The sequence below is a fragment of the Methylocystis sp. Uni0008 genome (genome assembly GCF_056838045.1).
In genome coordinates, this window is record NZ_CM166370.1 from 352373 (window position 1) to 369708 (window position 17336).

General features: G+C 64.3%; 19 protein-coding genes. 9 read left to right on the plus strand and 10 right to left on the minus strand.

Annotated elements, in window-relative coordinates; translation table 11 throughout:
• Nucleotides 1–253 precede the first annotated feature (253 nt).
• From AC0X69_RS01725 to recJ, 5 genes are all read right to left on the minus strand, one after another.
• Entirely contained in the window at nt 254–1324 is a 1071-nt protein-coding gene (locus AC0X69_RS01725) for a DNA polymerase III subunit delta' (RefSeq protein WP_482610684.1), read from the minus strand.
• The gene (gene tmk, locus AC0X69_RS01730) at nt 1321–1998 is read right to left on the minus strand and encodes a dTMP kinase (RefSeq protein WP_482610686.1); all 678 of its coding nucleotides are present in this window, start codon (nt 1996–1998) and stop codon (nt 1321–1323) included. Before tmk ends, AC0X69_RS01725 begins: the two co-directional genes overlap by 4 nt.
• On the minus strand, nt 1995–3182 hold the full coding sequence (locus AC0X69_RS01735) for a D-alanyl-D-alanine carboxypeptidase family protein (RefSeq protein WP_482610688.1): 1188 nt from the start codon (nt 3180–3182) through the stop codon (nt 1995–1997). Before AC0X69_RS01735 ends, tmk begins: the two co-directional genes overlap by 4 nt.
• Nucleotides 3183–3273: 91 nt before the next feature.
• On the minus strand, nt 3274–4296 hold the full coding sequence (locus AC0X69_RS01740) for a septal ring lytic transglycosylase RlpA family protein (RefSeq protein ID WP_482610690.1): 1023 nt from the start codon (nt 4294–4296) through the stop codon (nt 3274–3276).
• A 279-nt stretch (nt 4297–4575) separates the two neighbouring features.
• Complete coding sequence (gene recJ / locus AC0X69_RS01745) at nt 4576–6372, minus strand: single-stranded-DNA-specific exonuclease RecJ (protein ID WP_482610692.1); 1797 nt, start codon at nt 6370–6372, stop codon at nt 4576–4578.
• A gap of 312 nt (nt 6373–6684) precedes the next feature.
• On the opposite strand from recJ, the gene AC0X69_RS01750 reads away from it, so the two are divergent.
• Genes AC0X69_RS01750 through AC0X69_RS01760 form a run of 3 tightly spaced genes read left to right on the plus strand, consistent with a single transcriptional unit; the run spans nt 6685 to nt 9303 of the window.
• Nucleotides 6685–7089, plus strand: a complete 405-nt coding sequence (locus AC0X69_RS01750) for a hypothetical protein (protein ID WP_482610694.1) — start codon at nt 6685–6687, stop codon at nt 7087–7089.
• 18 nt (nt 7090–7107) lie between these two features.
• Nucleotides 7108–8073: a tyrosinase family protein gene (locus AC0X69_RS01755; RefSeq protein WP_482610696.1), complete on the plus strand. Its 966-nt coding sequence runs from the start codon at nt 7108–7110 to the stop codon at nt 8071–8073.
• A 39-nt stretch (nt 8074–8112) separates the two neighbouring features.
• Nucleotides 8113–9303: a lipase-like domain-containing protein gene (locus tag AC0X69_RS01760; RefSeq protein WP_482610698.1), complete on the plus strand. Its 1191-nt coding sequence runs from the start codon at nt 8113–8115 to the stop codon at nt 9301–9303.
• 15 nt (nt 9304–9318) lie between these two features.
• Here the strand turns inward: AC0X69_RS01760 and AC0X69_RS01765 are convergent, their stop codons facing one another.
• Nucleotides 9319–10008 carry a MarC family protein gene (locus AC0X69_RS01765; protein ID WP_482610700.1) on the minus strand — a complete coding sequence of 230 codons (690 nt, stop codon included), beginning with the start codon at nt 10006–10008 and terminating at the stop codon, nt 9319–9321.
• A gap of 159 nt (nt 10009–10167) precedes the next feature.
• Here AC0X69_RS01765 and AC0X69_RS01770 point away from each other — a divergent pair, with 159 nt between their 5' ends.
• The gene (locus tag AC0X69_RS01770) at nt 10168–11052 is read left to right on the plus strand and encodes an aldose 1-epimerase family protein (RefSeq protein ID WP_482610702.1); all 885 of its coding nucleotides are present in this window, start codon (nt 10168–10170) and stop codon (nt 11050–11052) included.
• Between the two features lie 30 nt (nt 11053–11082).
• A complete protein-coding gene (locus AC0X69_RS01775; RefSeq protein ID WP_482610704.1) occupies nt 11083–12114 on the plus strand; it encodes a cysteine synthase A in 1032 nt (343 codons plus the stop codon).
• On the opposite strand, the gene AC0X69_RS01780 is transcribed toward AC0X69_RS01775, so the two are convergent.
• Together AC0X69_RS01780 and mobA are read right to left on the minus strand one after the other, a co-directional pair.
• Nucleotides 12111–12680 (minus strand): hypothetical protein, encoded by a 570-nt coding sequence (locus AC0X69_RS01780; protein WP_482610706.1) that lies wholly within the window; start codon nt 12678–12680, stop codon nt 12111–12113. The genes AC0X69_RS01775 and AC0X69_RS01780 overlap by 4 nt on opposite strands.
• Nucleotides 12681–12726: 46 nt before the next feature.
• Nucleotides 12727–13341 carry a molybdenum cofactor guanylyltransferase MobA gene (gene mobA / locus AC0X69_RS01785; protein ID WP_482610708.1) on the minus strand — a complete coding sequence of 205 codons (615 nt, stop codon included), beginning with the start codon at nt 13339–13341 and terminating at the stop codon, nt 12727–12729.
• 95 nt (nt 13342–13436) lie between these two features.
• Between mobA and AC0X69_RS01790 the strand changes: the two genes are divergently transcribed.
• The 3 genes from AC0X69_RS01790 (at nt 13437) to sciP (ending at nt 15109) form a co-directional block, all read left to right on the plus strand.
• Nucleotides 13437–13835 (plus strand): thioredoxin family protein, encoded by a 399-nt coding sequence (locus AC0X69_RS01790; protein ID WP_482610710.1) that lies wholly within the window; start codon nt 13437–13439, stop codon nt 13833–13835.
• Between the two features lie 4 nt (nt 13836–13839).
• Nucleotides 13840–14559 carry a cytochrome c biogenesis CcdA family protein gene (locus AC0X69_RS01795; RefSeq protein WP_482610712.1) on the plus strand — a complete coding sequence of 240 codons (720 nt, stop codon included), beginning with the start codon at nt 13840–13842 and terminating at the stop codon, nt 14557–14559.
• A gap of 274 nt (nt 14560–14833) precedes the next feature.
• Nucleotides 14834–15109 carry a CtrA inhibitor SciP gene (sciP, locus tag AC0X69_RS01800; RefSeq protein ID WP_482610714.1) on the plus strand — a complete coding sequence of 92 codons (276 nt, stop codon included), beginning with the start codon at nt 14834–14836 and terminating at the stop codon, nt 15107–15109.
• 54 nt (nt 15110–15163) lie between these two features.
• On the opposite strand, the gene AC0X69_RS01805 is transcribed toward sciP, so the two are convergent.
• Nucleotides 15164–16147 (minus strand): lysylphosphatidylglycerol synthase transmembrane domain-containing protein, encoded by a 984-nt coding sequence (locus AC0X69_RS01805; protein ID WP_482610715.1) that lies wholly within the window; start codon nt 16145–16147, stop codon nt 15164–15166.
• Between the two features lie 146 nt (nt 16148–16293).
• Between AC0X69_RS01805 and AC0X69_RS01810 the strand changes: the two genes are divergently transcribed.
• Complete coding sequence (locus AC0X69_RS01810; protein ID WP_482610717.1) at nt 16294–16872, plus strand: Yip1 family protein; 579 nt, start codon at nt 16294–16296, stop codon at nt 16870–16872.
• On the opposite strand, the gene AC0X69_RS01815 is transcribed toward AC0X69_RS01810, so the two are convergent.
• The gene (locus AC0X69_RS01815; protein WP_482610719.1) at nt 16869–17336 is read right to left on the minus strand and encodes a molybdenum cofactor biosynthesis protein MoaE; all 468 of its coding nucleotides are present in this window, start codon (nt 17334–17336) and stop codon (nt 16869–16871) included. The two genes, AC0X69_RS01810 and AC0X69_RS01815, sit on opposite strands and share 4 nt — an antisense overlap.

Genomic DNA, 17336 nt, shown 5'->3' on the forward strand with positions numbered 1-17336 from the left:
GGTCGAAAAGACCGCCATGATCAGGGCGGGCAGTTCCGTATTTCAGCCGCGTCGCAACTTTCCGTTCGTTTAGAGAGATTTATTGGCGCAGAGCGCCCAACGCGAATGCGCGACTCGGATTGCCTTGAGCGACCTGCGCGCCGGCGCAAAGGCCTGCAGACCGCGCGCCAGCGACTTGGCCTGCGCAAGTTTCATGCCTCGTCGAAACCGCGTTGGCGCCGAGCAAAAAAACTGTTCGCGGACAGCTTCGCGCTCAGACCGCTTCGGCTTTCGCGAGCGTGTCGAAAACGCGGAGCACCAGCGCGCGCTTGTCGAAATTGAACACCTCGGTTTCCCGAGCGGCTTCGCGAATCTCTTCCCAGGCGACGGCGTAGCGCGCCAGCCTTATCGGGGCGGCGCCGGACTGCGCCAGCGCCCGCAGCCGGCGATCGAGGTGGCGCTGCGTGGCGCCCATGAAGGTCTCATACGCCGCTTCATTGTCGCGGCCGGTGAGCTTGTCGGCGAGCATATGCGCGCCGAGCCAGTCGACCTGCGGCAGCCGATCGAAGAGCTTGCGCACGGCGGCGTCGAAGGCGACGCCATCATCGCCGAGCAGCCGCAGCGCCTCGCGCACAGAACCTTCCGCGCGCGCGGCGGCCGCCAGAAGATCGGCCTCGGGCGCCTCCGACCACGGCGGGCCGAGGTTCCTGACCGCCGCGATCGTGTCCTCCGGCGACAGCGGGGCGAGCATCAGCTTGCGGCAGCGCGAACGGATGGTCGGCAGTATGCGGCCCGGCTGATGCGCGACGAGCAGAAACAGGGAGCGTTCCGGGGGCTCCTCGATGAGCTTCAGGAGCGCATTGGCGCTGGCGCGGTTGAGATCGTCGGCGCAGTCGACGATGGCGATCCGCCAGCCGCCGGTCCCCGACGCCTGATGGAACGCCTGAATGACCCTGCGCACGTCTTCGATGCGAATTTCGGTGAAATGCTTCTTGGTCTTCTCATTCCAGGCGCGGCGCAGCAGAAAGATATCGGCGAGCGCCATCGAGGCGATGCGGCGCGCAGCCGGGTGATCCCCCGCGACCGCGAGGCTTTCGGCGCTCTGAACCGCCGCGGCGCCGGGTTCTGGATGGGCGAGGAGAAATCGCGCCAGGCGCCAGGCGAGCGTCGCCTTGCCGACGCCTTCCGGCCCGCCGATGATCCAGGCTTGCGCCATCTTGTTGCGGCGATAGGCGTCGAGAAGCTCGCGCTCGGCCGCGTCGTGACCGAACAGCGCGAGGGTTTCCCGCGGATGCGGGGCGTCCTCGCAGCGGTCGCTCTCGGGGTTGTTTTCGTCGCGGCTCATTGCGCCGCTTGCGCGGCATGCGCAAGAAAGCGATCGTGAACGACGGCCTGCACCGCCTGAGCGACGTCGTCGACGGACCTGGCGGCGTCGAGCACGCAGAAGCGTTCCGGTTCGCTTTCGGCGATCTCGAGGAAGGCCAGCCGCAACTCCTCGTGGAAGTGCGGCTCTTCGCGCTCGAATCGATCGATCTCCTCGCCGCCGTCGCGTCGCAACGCCGCCCGCGCCAGTCCTTCTCGCGCCGGCAAGTCGAGCATGATCGTCAGGTCTGGCCGCGTGTCGCCGATGGCTGCCCTTTCCAGCAGCGCGAGAGTCTTGGCGTCGACGCCGCCGCGCGCGCCCTGATAGGCGCGCGTGGAGTCGGCGAAGCGGTCGCACAGCACCCAGGCGCCGCGCTTCAAGGCAGGCGCAATCAGCGTCTCGACATGATCGGCGCGCGCGGCCGAGAACAGCGCCGCCTCGGCAAGAGGCCCCAGCGGCGCGGCGCCTCCCGACAGTAGAAAAGCGCGCAGCTGCTCGGCTTTCGGCGTGCCGCCCGGCTCCCGCGTCGTCACCACCTCGAAGCCGCAATCGCGCAGATGGTCTGCGAGGCGCGCAAGCTGAGTCGACTTGCCGACGCCCTCGCCGCCCTCGAAGGTGATGAAACGACCCCTTTCGGGCGCCACCGGAAAGGTCATTTCTTGCCGGAGAGTTTCTGGTGAATGGCCGCGGCGGCGGATTCGTAGACAGCGTCGAAGGCGCGCCGCGGCAGCGATCCCTGCTCGACTGATTCCGCAGTTTGCAGAGGCTGTTCGAGCACGACGGCGTTCCCCCGCTTCACCTCCAGACGGCCAACCGGCATTCCCGCTTCGACCGGCGCCAGCACAGGGCCCTCGTAAACGATCTTGCCAAACAACCGCTCCGTCCCGCCGCGCGGCAGGAGCACTTTGATGTCTTCCTTCGCGACGAGATCCACCGACCCTCTGGTTCCGCCATAGACCTGCGCCGGCCCGACGGTCTCCCCGGCCTTGAACAGCTCCTTCTCCTCGAAGTTGCGGAATCCCCATTGCAGCAGCTTGCGCGCCTCTTCGGCCCTCTCCTTGGGAGTCTTTGCGCCGTAAACGGCGACGATAAGGCGCCGGCCTTCCTGCGTCGCCGAGCCAATCAGCCCATAGCCGCTGTTCTTGTCGATGTTGCCGGTCTTCAGCCCGTCGGCGCCGATGCTCATCGTCAGCAGCGGATTGCGGTTCTGCTGGCGAATCTTGTTCCAAGTGAACTCCTTCTCGCCGAAGTAGCCGTAAAACTGCGGATAAGTCTTGATGATATGCGCGGCGAGCTTCGCCATCTCGCGCGCGGTCACCTTCTGGTCAGGGCCGTCCATGCCCCAGGGATTGCCGAAGCGCGATTTGACCAGGCCAAGTTCGGCCGCGCGCTTGTTCATCCGCATCACGAAGGCTTCTTCGGAGCCGGCGAGACCTTCGGCGAGCACAATCGCGGCGTCATTGCCGGATTGGATCACCAGACCGCGAACGAGGTCTTCGACGCGGGCGCGGCTGTTGAGCGGGAGGAACATCGCCGATCCGCCCGCGGGAGCCCCGCCGTCGCGCCAGGCATGCTCCGAAACCGTGAATTCGTCGTCGAGTTTCAGCTTGCCTTCGGCGAGCGCCTGAAAGATCAGCTCCGCCGTCAGAATCTTCACGGTCGACGCCGGCTTCTGGAAGTCGTCCGCGCCCTTCTCGAACAGCACCGTATTCGTGCCTGCGTCGATCAGGATGGCGCTGGGAGCGCTCGTCTGAAAACTATCCGCTAACGCCGCCGTCGCGCCGGGGCCCGCAAACGCGAGCAGAATCAGGAAAAGCCATCGCATGGGAAAATTCGGCAAGGGCGCGCTCCCCTTGGTGACGCCGCAGCGCGGCAAGCGCGGAGAAGATGGCGCGCGGCGCCGAAAATTGCAATCAGGGGGTCGGGAAAGATCAGTTTGTTCTAACAGAAGAACTCAGGGCCTGTCGGAATCCGCTGCGAGCCGAAGCGTGACCGGTGATCCCAAGGTGGCCAGGACGGGAGGGCGGCAGAGGCGCAACGGCCTGCTTCGCCTTCCTGGTCGAGGCGACGGGCTCCTCGTAGACAGCGGCTTCCTCGCGCGACGGCGGCAGCGGCGCGTCGCTCTCCTGCGCCGCACTGGTCTGCGCATAGGCCAGAGCCTGATAATCCGAAGCTTGCGCATTCTCATAGGCGACGCGCGCCGTGAGCTCCGCAGCCTCCGCCCTTGCATCGTAGCGCGCGGCGCGCGCCGGGTCCTCGTTCGCCGCCGTCATCACCGGCGACGTGGCGTCGAGCTGCGCGGGCACGCCGTCGTCGCGTAGCGTCGCAAGGAGCTTGGAGTCGTCGTCGCCGTCGAGATCCGCGCGCCCGATCCAATCCACTTTGACGCGGGTCGTGCCGACGCCATGGAAATCGAGCGCATGGGCCACCCGCTGGGAAACGTCCATCACGCGTCCGCCGTGATAGGGACCGCGGTCGTTGACGCGCACCACGATCGACCGGTCATTGCGCAGATTGGTGACGCGCGCATAGCTTGGGAGCGGCATGGTGGGGTGAGCGGCGGAAATCGACTGCCTGTCGAATATTTCGCCATTGGCGGTGCGGCGACCGTGGAAGTCTGAGCCGTACCAGGAGGCGGTCCCGACCGCCGAATAGGGTCTTTCGCTCGGATAATAGGTGCGCCCAGCGATCTTATAAGGCTTGCCGACCATGTAGGCGCCGCCGCCCTTAGGGACCTCTTCGCCTTCCGCGATCACCCGCGGACTCGGGCGCACGCCATAGCGCGGGTCGATCTGGCCAAAGCCGCCGAGGCTGGCGCTTCGGTGCGAACCGGTCGAAGAGCATCCCGCGAGCGCGCCCAGACAAAGAACAGGCAATAATTTGGCGAGGAAGCTTGAGGAGCGAGCGAGCGGGCGCCGTACATAAACAACATTGTTGAAGACGACAGATCGCATCCAGACGGTCCTTGCCATCGCCGCTCGAGCCGCCGCCGGTCTGCAGTGACGGAGACGTCCCACAAGTGGCGACGCATCCAATTGTTGCGCGACGTAAAATCGTCGCGCGGCGTCACCCGCGGAGTGTCTCGCCGATGTGTGAAGTTGTCGTTAAACGCACTTACGCTGACCCTCAGCAGGCGTCGCGAATGAGACCAAAATGCGACACTCGCGCCCTGAATGGATCCGCGCTTAACGATTAAAAAAACAGTGTGGCCAGGGCGCCACAGTGTCTGCGCATCACTGAACGCGCGCGGCGTCGATGATTCGCGTCTCGACGCGCTCGACGCCTCGAAAGAAATTGCCCGACAATTTCGCGGCGACGTGAAGCTGCGCGCCGTCTCCCTTCAGCAGCGCCTCGCCGAGCGGCGAATGCATGGCGCGGAAGGCGATAGCGTCGACCGTCGCGCCGTCGCGCGAGCGCAGGCGGGCGCGCACATGGTCAGCGCCGACGATCTGGGCGTAGGCGATCTGCTGCTCCGGAAGCGCAAATAACGGCTCAGGATTGCCCTGCCCGAATGGGCCGGCCTGTTCGACCCGCCGCAGCAGGTCCAGACAGACGCCGCGACCGCCTACTGTCGCGTCGAGAATGAGCGCGTCGTCCCGGCGGGCCGCTTCGACGGCGGCTTCGAGCGCCTCGTTGAGAAAACCGCGAAAGTCGTCGAGGCGGTCGCGCGCCAAAGTCACGCCGGCCGCCATGGCGTGTCCGCCGCCTTTGACTGCGAGGCCGAGATCGACCGCGCGCCGGACCGCAGCGCCCATGTCGACGCCGCTTAAACTTCTACCTGAACCAACGCCACTTTCATCATTGAAAGCAATTACAAAGGTTGGAATGTTGAACCGTTCCTTTAATCTCGATGCGAGCAGTCCGATCACGCCGGGATGCCAGCCCTCCCCCTCGACGACGAGACATGACAAACGATTGGATCGCGCGAATTGCGTTTCCGCCCGGGCGATCGCCTCCTCCAGGGTGGCCTTCTCGACGACCTGACGTTCGCTGTTCAGCCGATCCAACTCTGACGCGATGCGCCGCGCCTCGGAGGGGTCGGAGAGGGTGAGAAGCCGCGCGCCGAGGCCCGCGTCGCCGATCCGACCGCCGGCGTTGATCCGCGGCCCGAGCGCAAATCCGAGGTGAAGGGCTCGCGGCGGCCCATCCAAACGGGCAGTGTCCATGAGCGCGGCGAGCCCCGGTCGCGCGCGGGCGGCCATCACGATCAGACCCTTGGCGACCAGCGCCCTGTTGAGGCGCGCCAGCGGCGCGACGTCGGCGACCGTCGCCAGCGCGACAAGATCCAGCGCGGCGAGTAGATCCGGCGCAGTTCGCTCGCCGCTCCACCAGCCGCGCGCGCGCAGCGCCCGCGACAGTCCGACAAGCGCGAGAAAAACGACGCCCGCCGCGCAGAGCGCGCCCTGACCCGAGAGATCGTCGAGCCGGTTGGGATTGACGACGAGCGCGTCTGGCAGAACTTCCGGCGCCTGATGATGGTCGAGGACGATCACATCGAGGCCGAGCCCGCGGGCGACGGTGAACGCCTCGTGGCTCGTCGTCCCGCAGTCGACGGTGACCAGAAGGGTCGCGCCTCGCGCCGCAAGGTCGCGGATCGCGTCGATATTCGGCCCGTAACCCTCGATGATGCGGTCGGGAATGTGCAGCAAGGGCGCTGGCGCGCCTGCCACGCGCCAGAAGTCGATAAGCAGCGCCGACGCGCACGCGCCATCGACGTCATAGTCGCCGAAGACGGCGATGCGTTCGCCGCGCGCGATCGCATGCGCGAGCCGATCGGTCGCGGCGTCCATGTCGCGCAGCGTCGAAGGGTCGGGCAGCAGATCACGCAGCTTGGGGTCGAGAAAGCCCGCGGCGTCGGCGACCGTGACGCCACGCCCGGCGATCACGCGGGCGAGGAAATCATCAATGCCGTGCGTTTGCGCTAAGGCGAGCGCCTGCGCCTCGCCGCGCGCGTCAAGCCGCCCGCGCCACCGTCGGCCAAGCACCGACCGCTCGACGCCGAGAAAGGAGGGAACCATCGAATCGGACATGGACGCCTCAACAACGAGCGCTAAGCGCTGCGCGCGCTCGACGCAAGTTTCCCCGGCCGCGACGATGTCCGACTGAGTGCGGCGGATATCTGATGAATTCTAACGGTTTAATAAATCCACTTGACATCACTGTCCATTAGCTCGTCATAATCCTGGTGAAAATTTGCCGATCCAGTCCGTTTAGATGAGGCGCCTGTCGCGCCAAAGTCCGTAGTTTTTTCGGTAACTTACCGGTCGCTATGGGCGGCGAACTCGGCCAGACCGATAGCCGCGTCGTCGAATTGCGTGAAAAGGAATTGAGCGGAGATTTTTATGGAGTCCAAGAAGCTCGAGACAGGCGCCGCGCCGCGCAAACTCGGCGAATATCTCAGGCGGACGCGTGGCAAGACGCAAACCCACGCCGGTCACGGCGCGGGCGGGGCGCAGTCGGTGCGCAAGGACGCCTACCGCGGGCACGAAATCGAAATAGTCACGACCTACAAGATCCTTGTCGACGGCAGGAAGATCCGCGCGCCGCTCGGCGTGGACGCGTCCGGCCAGGTTCATTGTCATTCTTTGCCCAACTACCAGACCGCGTCGGCGGTCGACATGGTGCGGGCGCTCATCGATGGATTTCCGGAAGAATTCGAGCGCAAGCCGGCGAACAGCAAGAGCAAGGCTCCGGCGCGCCGTAAAGGCCGGCCCGCCGCAAAGAAGGATTCAAAACACACTCATTGATTTTGCGGGAGTGAGACGATGGCCGTCGTCCGAAAAAACATTTTGAAGAATGCCGACATTCGCGACCAATATATCGAAGGCGTCAAACGACTGAAAAAAGAGCCGTCCGGCCGAACGACCGATGAATTCGGGATCCCCGGCGCCTCCCGCTCGGTGAGCACATACGATCTTTTCGTCGTCTGGCACGTCACGGCCATGATGATCGAGACGCCGCCGGGAAACCCGGCCCAGCGAAACGCGGCGCACCGAGGACCGATCTTCGCGCCGTGGCATCGGGTGATGCTCATGGTTTTCGAGCAAAACCTCCAGCGTGCATTGGGCGACGCGAACTTCGGCCTGCCCTATTGGGATTGGGCGGAAGATGGCGATCTACCGCCCGAGCAACAAGCGGCGGCGGCGATCTGGGGCGTTGACTGCATGGGCGGGGAAGGCAATCCGGTGTCCGCCGGGCCCTTCGCCTTTCGCGCCAACGATCCTTCCGCGTTCAGGGTGCGCATCTCCACGAACATCTCTGGAGAGCTGCGCTCGGTGAACCGCGGCCTCAGGCGCGCGTTCGGCGTCAGCGCCAATGCGCTTCCAAAAACGGCGCATGTCACGGATGCGCTGGCGCTGACGGATTATGACGCGCCTGACTGGAACGCCGAAACGAACTGTTTCCGCAACTGCGTCGAAGGGTGGATGGACGACGAAGGCGTCTCGCAGACCTGGCTGCACAATCTCGTGCACGTCTGGATCGGCGGAGAGATGCTTCTCGCCTCTTCGCCCAACGATCCCGTTTTCTTTCTCAATCACTGCAACATCGACCGGCTCTGGGAAAGCTGGATGAGCCGCAACGGCCGCCTCTACCTTCCCGATATGACGGCAGGCGCCGATCTCAAAGGCCACCGGATCGACGATCCGATCAGCTCGCCGCTCGGGGGCAGCGTGACGCCGCGACAGACGCTCGACGTTTCCGCGATTTACCAATACGACGCGCTCGTTTGAGCGCGAAACATCTGATTTTTAGTTCACTTCGGACCGGGCATGGCGCTTAAATCCACTCACATCGTTTTCGTGCATGATTTCTTCGGCTGGGGTCCCCGGGAGTTCGGACTTCCCTATTGGGGCGACGCGCTCGACCAGCTCGGCGAGCCTTTCGCCGTTCACGAAGCGAAGGTGGGACCGGTCAGTTCGTTCCACGACCGCGCCTGCGAGCTTTTCGCGCAGATCGGCGGCGGAAGGGTCGATTACGGCGCGCAGCACAGCAGCGAGGCGCGCCACGCCCGCTACTCGCGTGAATACGCAGACCCATTCACGCCCGACTGGTCGGAGGAGAACCCGGTGATCCTCGTCGGGCATGGCGCCGGCGCGCAGACCGCTTTGCAACTGCAGGCGTTGCTCGCCAGCGATTTCTGGGAGCGCGGGACGAGCGCGGACTGGATCGAAGGGGTGATCAGCGTCGCCGGCGCCATCAACGGGTCATTGCTGCCCTATGGTTTCGGCTGCGACCGCGAAAACGGCCGTCTCAAGCGCAAGCCGAGCGGGCTGATCTCGGAGTCGTTCAATTTTCTCGGAATGGCCGCAGGCGTGCCGAGCGCCATGCGCAAGCCTTTCGATCTTCATCTCGACCAATGGATCGACCGCGCGGCAGATTCGCCAGAGGCGATGGCTCTTCTAGATGCAGGCGCTTTTCTTGCGGGCGAGGACAATCTCGTCTTCGACATGACGCTGCAGGGCTGCCGCAACGCCAACGCAAGGTTCAGATCGCATCCTGGCACCTACTATCTGTCGCTCGTGACCAACGCCACGCATGTCCGCGCATCCGGCTTTTTCGGCAAGATCTGGCGGCCCGATCCCACGATTCATCCCATTCTCTGGCAGCCGGCGCTCTATCAGGCGCGCGAGGCGAACTTCGCCAGAGCGCCGATCGTCGGCTGGGGCGGCGGCGATCTTTCGCTGCCGCAGTGGCGGCCCAACGACGGCGCGGTGAGCGTCATCTCGCAGCGTTATCCCTTTACGGCGCGGGAAGAGCCGGTGGGAGGCGAAGGCGTTTTCAAACGCCAAAGGCTCAAGCCGGGACGCTGGTATTACGAATATCTCGACAAGGCCATTGGCCAGCGGTTCGACCACTTCGACGCGGTCATCGGCGCGCGGCTCAAGCCGTGGGTGCCGGGACTGCGCGACGCGCATCGGGAGATTTATCTTCGGCTCGGCGAGACCTTGCGCAGCCTTTAGCCGCCTGCGGACTGGCTAATGCACGCCGCCAAAACCTTGCGACCGCAGCGCGTCCATGACGCCGTTGAAGATCAGCGACACGCCCATCGCCGAGACGAAGAAGCCGACGATCCGCGTCGCGGCGTCGATTCCCAGCGGCCCCAGCGTCGTCGTCAGCCGCGTCGCAAAGGCGAGACACGCATAGGTGACGGCCACGGCCAGAAAGATTGCGGCCAGAATCGCGCCGAACGCCAGCGCCTCATGCGAAGAGTGCTCCACGGTCGCCATCATCCCGAGCACGGTCGCGATCGGGCCGGGTCCGATCATGAGCGGCATCGCGAGCGGCATGAAGGCGATATTGCCGGTCGATCGGGCGAAGGCCGGCGATCCGTCGCCGTCCGACGACGGCAGAAAAAGCTCGAAACCGATCCGCATCAGCACGATCCCGCCGGCGATGCGCACCATGCTCAGCGAGACGCCGAAGATTTTCAGGATCACCGCGCCAAAGAACAAAAAGAAAAGGATGAGCAGCAGCGCGTAGAGACAGGCCATGAAGGCGACGCGCCGCCGCTCCTGGTTGGTTTTCTCGCGCTGGAGCAAGAGAAAGACCGGCAGCACCTCGAAGGGATTGATCACCGCCAGCAGCGTCGTGAATGTCGAGAAGAACAGCGTCAGCTCGGTTCTGAAAGCTCCGGCGCCGATGTCCGAGACGAGACTGCTATCCATTAGGCCTTCTCATTGGCGTTGCGCTGCGCCGACGTGGGGCGGCGGCTTGGCGGCGGGACATTATTGCGGCTGACGCCACCGCTCAAGCGCTGCACTGGCGGAGCACGCTGATTTTGTGAGCATTCGCCTGAGCTTGGGTCCCGCGCTAGAATCTGTTCCATGACCGACGCGATTGAACTCACCCATTCATCTGGCGACCGCGCCGAGATCCTGACGTTCGGCGCCGAGCTTTCATCCTGGCGTGCGCGCGGCGTCGAGATGATCTGGGCGAAGGACCCTAAGGTCTGGGACCAGACCGCGCCAGTGCTGTTTCCGGTCGTCGGCTGGACGCGCGACGGCCGCGTGCGCGTGGACGGGAAGACCTATCCGCTCGCGCTCCATGGCTTCGCCTGGAAAAAGCGCTTCACCGTCGCCGAGCGGCGTGACGACTATCTGCGCCTCGCGCTCGTCGATGACGCCGAGACCCGCGCGCTTTATCCGTTCGCGTTCAGGTTCGAAGTGGAGTTCCGGCTGCACGCCGGCGCGCTCGAGAACAATCTGATTGTCACAAACGCGGACTCCCGGCCCCTTCCCTACGCCTGCGGCCTGCATCCCGCCTTTCGCTGGCCGCTCGCTGGCTCGTCCTCGCCGCATGCGATCGTGTTTGAGAAGGAGGAACGTCCCGAAGTTCCCCTCATCGGAGCGGGCGGGCTTTTCTCGAAACCCATCCGCAAGACGCCGCTCGACGGCCGGCGACTGCCGCTCGAGCCGGAAATGTTCGCGCGTGACGCGCTGTGCTTTCTCGACATTGCGAGCCGCAGTCTTGCTTTCGACAATGGCGAAGGCGCGCGCGTCTCTGTGACGCTCGACGATTTTCCCCATGTCGGATTTTGGACGCTGCCGCCCGCGCCTTATCTTTGCATAGAGCCATGGACAGGCCACGGCGATCCGGAGGACTTTTACGGCGATCTTTACGAAAAACCGTCCATGCGGATTCTGGCGCCCGGCGCGCGCGCGCCTCATGGCGCGATTTTCGCCTTTGAGCGAGAGCCGTCGCTCGGCTAGGAACGATCCGCCACCCGCCAGGAATCATCCATGACCGTCGCCTCCAGCGTCATCGAAGCCATCGGCCGCACGCCGCTCATCGAATTGCGCGCAGCCTCCAAGGCGACCGGCTGCCGCATCCTTGGCAAAGCCGAATTCATGAACCCCGGCGGCTCCGTGAAAGACCGCGCGGCGTTGTCGATCGTCGAGGATGCGCGCGCGAAAGGACTGCTGAAGCCGGGCGGCGTCATCGTCGAAGGCACCGCCGGCAACACCGGCATCGGGTTGGCTCTCGTCGCCAACGCCCTCGGCTTTCGCACGGTGATCGTGATCCCGGATACGCAAAGCCAGGAAAAGAAGGACATGCTGCGCCTGCAGGGCGCGCAGCTCGTCGAGGTGCCCGCCGTTCCCTACGCCAACCCCAACAATTACGTGAAGCTCTCCGGTCGGCTTGCCGAGCGGCTCGCCAAGGATGAGCCGAACGGCGCCGTCTGGGCCAATCAATTCGACAATGTCGCCAATCGCGTCGCCCATCTCACGACCACCGGCCCGGAAATTTACGAAGCTCTGGACGGCGCGGTCGACGCCTTCATATGCGCCTGCGGCACCGGCGGCACGCTCGCTGGCGTCGGCATGGCGCTCAAGGAGAGAAATCCGGAAGTGAAGATCGGGCTGGCCGATCCTTATGGGGCGGCGCTCTACTCTTATTACACGACCGGCGAGTTGAAGGCCGAGGGCTCATCAATCACGGAAGGGATTGGCCAGGGCCGGATCACCGCCAACCTCGAAGGCGCGCCCATCGACGTCGCCTACCGCATTCCGGACGACGAGGCGTTGCGCATCGTGTTCGATCTCGCGGAGCAGGAAGGCCTGTTGCTCGGCGGCTCCTCCGGAATCAATGTCGCCGGCGCCGTTCGCCTCGCCCGCGACATGGGGCCCGGCAACACGATTGTGACCGTGCTCTGCGACGGCGGCGCGAGATACGCATCGAAGCTCTTCAACGCCGAATTTCTGCGCAGCCAGAATCTGCCGACGCCGCCATGGCTCGAGGGGGCCGTCCAGATCGATCCCGGCTTCGTTTAGCCTTCGACTGTCTCGACAGGCGCCGTTGTCGTTGTGGGCTCCGCCTCGCGCTGTGGGATGAAATACTCGCGGCGCACGAAGAGCGCCTTCCGTAGTTCCTCCTCCCCGACCAGCTTGGCGAATTCGCGATAGCCAAAGAACGGGATCAGCGCTGCGAAGGTGACGAGCGCGACCGACAAGAGCGTGCGAAGGTTGTAGAGATCCACGCCGTCATGGTTCGCATGGGCCGGCCAGAAATGCTCCAGCAGCGCCTGCTCGAGGATGTCCATGTCGATGAGCAGAACGCCGAAAAGAAACGATTTCACCAGGATGGGAACGATCAGCGGCATCGTGTCGAATACGCGCCAGACCCCGAACTTGTTGGCGATGAACAGCACCTTGGCGAAAGCAAGCGCCTTGGCGACAGCAAAGCCCTGGTGCTGCACGATATGCGCCTGCGACAGAACGATCGATTTGTGCACGCCAAGCACCGCGAGCAGGAACCACACATAAAGGAACACCGGAAAGAAGGCCCTGGCTTCCTCCTGCACCTTGTCCTTGATTCCCTTTTTTGTCTGCTCGCTCATGTCCTGTCCCGCGCCGCTGCTTTCGAGGCATCCATCGCGCGTCAATTTAGCTGCGCGACTCCTCCCTGGCTATCGCCTCGGCGCGCGCCAGATCCTCCGGGGCGTTGACGTTGAAGAAGGGGTCGTAAGGCTCCGCCGGCCAGTCGATCGTCACATTCGCGAATCGCGCGATAAAGGCGGACACCCTGCGCTCGTCTTCCTCAACGAGCGCCTGCCGCAAGTCCGCTCGTCGCGCGACCGGCCACAGCGCCACGGCGTGATGGGTGCGCTTTTGCGAGGCGGCGACCGCGATCTCGGCGCCCGTCCGCGTTCGAGCTTCTTGAAGACGCGACAGGAGATCGGCCGGCAGGAACGGCGTGTCGCCTGGCGCGGTCAGCACATGCGCGGCGCCCCTCGCGGCGCCAAAGTCCATGCCGGCGAGAACGCCGGCGAGCGGTCCCGCAAAACCTTCGACGCCGTCGGCGACGACCGGAAGACCGAACCGCGCAAAACGCGCCGGATCGCCGTTGGCGTTGATGGCGAGAAGCCCGCACTGCGGCTTCAAGCGATCGATCACATGCTGAAGGATCGGGCGTCCGGCGATCTCGACGAGCGGCTTGTCGCCCCCGCCCATGCGCCGCGCCAGTCCGCCGGCAAGGATAACGCCGATACAGTCGTTCATGCGCGTCGGGAATTGGCTTCGAGCAGGGCCGCCATTATCTTTCTTCCATAATCCTGAGCGCCGCTCACGCAAAGCGCGCCTTTCGAGGAGAGCCCATGATTACGCGTCGCCGCCTCGCCGTTTTCGCGTTTGGCATTGTCTCCGCCCTTCTCGCATCCGTCGCCCCGGCCGGCGCCGCTTCCCAAAATTTCACGCAGGAGGCCTTCGCGGCCGCGCAAAAAGCCGGCAAGCCGATCATCGTGCATGTCTACGCGCCCTGGTGCCCGACCTGCCGCGCGCAGGAACCCGCCATGCAGCGCGTCGAATCAGATCCGAACTATGCCGGCGTCGCCATGTTCCGCGTCGACTTCGACAGTCAAAAGAACGCGCTCAAGACGCTCAAGGCCAACCGGCAAAGCACGATCATCGTGTTCAAAGGCGACAAGGAAGTCGGACGCTCGGTCGGCGTGACCGATCCCGGCGCGATTTCCGCGCTCGCCGCGAAGGCTCTGTAAATAGATGGAGTTCGGCGCTCTCGGGCTCGCATTCGTCGCCGGCCTCCTCTCGACCTTGTCGCCCTGCGTTCTGCCGCTTCTGCCGCTGGTGCTCGGCGCCGCGGCGGCGGAACATCGCTACGCGCCCGCGCTTCTCGCGCTTGGCGTCTCCATGTCGTTCGTGGCGATCGGCCTCTTCGTGGCGACTGTCGGATTCGCCATCGGCCTCGATGGCGATTGGCTGAGGGTAGTCGCGGCGGCGCTGCTGATCGGACTTGGCGTCATTATGCTCGCGCCCGAGCTGCAGGCGCGGGTCGCCGCGGCCGGCGGGCCGATCAGCGACCGGTTGAGCGCCGCTTTCGGCGGCGCTCAAGACGGAATGCTCGGCCAGTTCGGGGTTGGCCTGCTGCTTGGCGCGGTCTGGAGCCCCTGCGTCGGGCCAACGCTTGGCGCGGCGTCAGTGCTCGCCGCCCGCGGCGAAGACCTTGGCGCCGTCGCGGTGACCATGGGCGGATTCGGGCTCGGCGCCGCCGCGCCATTGATGTTGCTCGGCGCGTTGTCGCGGCAAGCGATGGCGCGCTGGCGGGAGCGTCTACTGACCTTCGGGAAACAGGCGAAGCAAGCGCTCGGCGCGTCGCTCGTCCTGATCGGTCTGTTGATCGTTTCGGGCTACGACAAGACATTGGAGACGGCGCTTGTCACAGCTTCGCCCGAATGGTTGACGCAGTTAACGACCCGTTTTTAGCGCGTCGCCCTGCCGATGCGCCGCCGCGTGGATTCGCTAGACGCTGCCGGTTCCAAGCAAGACGCTCGACGCAAGCAAATCCAGGCAAGAGCGGCCCACAATCGTGGTATTGGCGATTCCGCTCCGGGCGCGCGAAGTCTTCCCCGCGCCGCATGTTCCTAAAATTTGGTGTATTTTCCGCTGCCTATAGGTCTCATTCGTTTAGGCAATTCTTAAAGCGACGCCTTTATAAGGATCGCTGCAACGTGGCTGTTTTGAGTAACGAGTGAGTGAGATGACCGAGACGCATCGTGCCCGTGTCAAATATGTCATCGGCCCAGATGGCAGTCCGCTGACGATTGCGGACCTACCTCCGGCTTCGACCAAACGCTGGGTCATCCGGCGCAAGGCTGAAGTGGTGGCGGCGGTGCGCGGCGGCCTTCTATCGCTCGACGAAGCCTGCAGCCGTTACACGCTGACGGTCGACGAATTCTTGAGCTGGCAGATGTCCATCGACCAGCATGGCCTCGCGGGACTGCGCACCACGCGACTCCAGCAATATCGCATGTGAGCGCCGCGACAGACGCAACGGCATTCAGGCGCCGGTCAGAAATGGCCGGCGTTTTTATTTTTGCGGCTGTTCTTCTATCCCCCGCCAGCGCTCGACGAGCTTCTTGCGTTCGAAGAGCGCGACGACGACGAGCGCGATCAGCAGCGGGATGATGAGATAGAAGAGTCGCCAGACGAGCAGCGCGGCCAATACCTTCAGCCGCGGCACGTCCGGCATGACATTGATGAAGAGCAGCTCGAAAATGCCGAGCCCGCCTGGCGCGTGGGACACGAGGGCCGCCGAAAAGGACAGGAGAAACGCGCCGAGCACGACGAGATAGCCCGGGTTGCCCTGCTCCGGCAGCGCGAAATAGATGATGCCCGCGGCGCCGATCAGCTCCAGCGGCGCCGCGAAGAGCTGGCGCAGCATGATGTCGGGGCGCGGATAGAGAATTTCGAAGCGCCCGAACAAGCGGATCGCGCGAAAATGCATGAGCGATCCGCTGATATAGAGCGCGACGAATCCGAGGCAGGCGAGACCCACGATGCGCGCGGCGCTCGGATTTGTCAGCACGTCCGGCAGAAAGCCGGACAGGCGCTGCATCAGCGTGGGGTCGTAGGTCAGCAAAAGCCCGGCGAGCAGCACATTGCCGAAGCCGAACGTATAGGAGCACAGCACCACCAGCGCGGCGACCTGCGTCGCTGTCAGCCCCTTGGTGGAATAGGCGCGGTAGCGCACCATGGCGCCCGAGAAAACGCTCGCGCCGATATTATGCGACAGGGCGTAGGTGGTGAACGAGCAGACCGAAATAAACAGCCAGTTGATATGCTTGACGCCCAGATGCAGCAGCGCGATGCGGTCGTACCAGGCGAGCGCCGCATAAGCGACAAGCGTCGAAAGGCCCGCGAGCAGATAATTGCCTGTCGGGATGGCCTTCAGATTGGCCCAAACCTCGACGCCGACCGATTCTCCCCTGAATTCACGATAGAGAAGGAAGAAGGAAGCGACGACCGCGATGAGGCCGACTGTCGGCCAAAAATATTCCAGCAGTTTTCTCATGCGGCCCGTCGCGTTAGATTTCAACTTCGATCATCAAACCGGCCGCACTGGCCGCACTCTCCCTCGCATGGAGGACCCGGCGCCCGCAAGCCCGGCTCCATGGCGCCTCGATAATTAGCGCTTGCGGCGAATCAATGGAGGCCGGAATGCATTTGCTGTCGCGGATCAAGGGCTTAATCCTGACGCCGCAGGCCGAATGGGCGAAGATCTCGGAAGAGGATACGTCCACTTTAGACCTCTACCGCGGTTATATTGCGATATTGGCGCTGCTTCCGCCCTTCGCGAGCTTCTTCGGCTCCTGGCTTTTCGGATTCTCCTACGGTTCCGAGGGCGTCATGCATCCGACCTTCTCGGGCGGGCTTTATCGCGCCTTCGTCCAATATCTGCTCAGCCTTCCCGCGTTCTTTATCGTCGCCTTCGTCATATCGGCCATTGCGCCGCATTTCGAAGGAAAGACCGACGACCGACGCGCCCTGATGCTGACCGCCTACTCCTTTACGCCGGTCTGGCTCGCTTCGCTCTTTGGCCTGATTCCCGGGCTTCGATGGCTGGATGTCCTCGGCTTCTACGGAATCTATGTTTTTTCCGTCGGCCTGCCGACCATGATGCGCGTGCCGAGGGAAAATCTTGACGTCTTTACGCTGGCGACGCTGTTTCTCGTGGTCGCCACCGTCGCGCTCCACGGGTGGGTGGTGCATCTGATCGCGCCGCAGCAGCTGATCTAGCGCCAGCGCTCCGCGGCGGCGTCATCCTCGGACTTGGCGCCGACCCAGTCGCCGGCGCCGCCATCGGCGCGGCGCTCCTTTTTCCAGAAGGGCGCGCGGGTCTTGAGATAATCCATCAGAAACTCCGCGGCGGCGAAAGCGTCGGCGCGGTGTCGCGCCGCGGCGAGCACCAGAACGATCTGTTCGCCAGGCCGAATTCGGCCGAAGCGATGAATGACCGTCACGCCCTGCAAAGGCCAGCGCTCAAGCGCCTGCTCTGCGACGCTGGAGATTTCGACCTCCGCCATGCCGGGGTAATGTTCGAGCTCCAGCGCCTCGAGCGCGCCGTCCTCGTCCCTGCAGAGGCCCACGAAGCTGACGAGCGCGCCGATGTCCCGCCGGCCCTGCGTCAGCAGCGCCTGTTCGCGCCCCTGGTCGAAATCCTCAGCCTGCACGCGCACCGAGGGCGCCGGCCGCGACGTCAT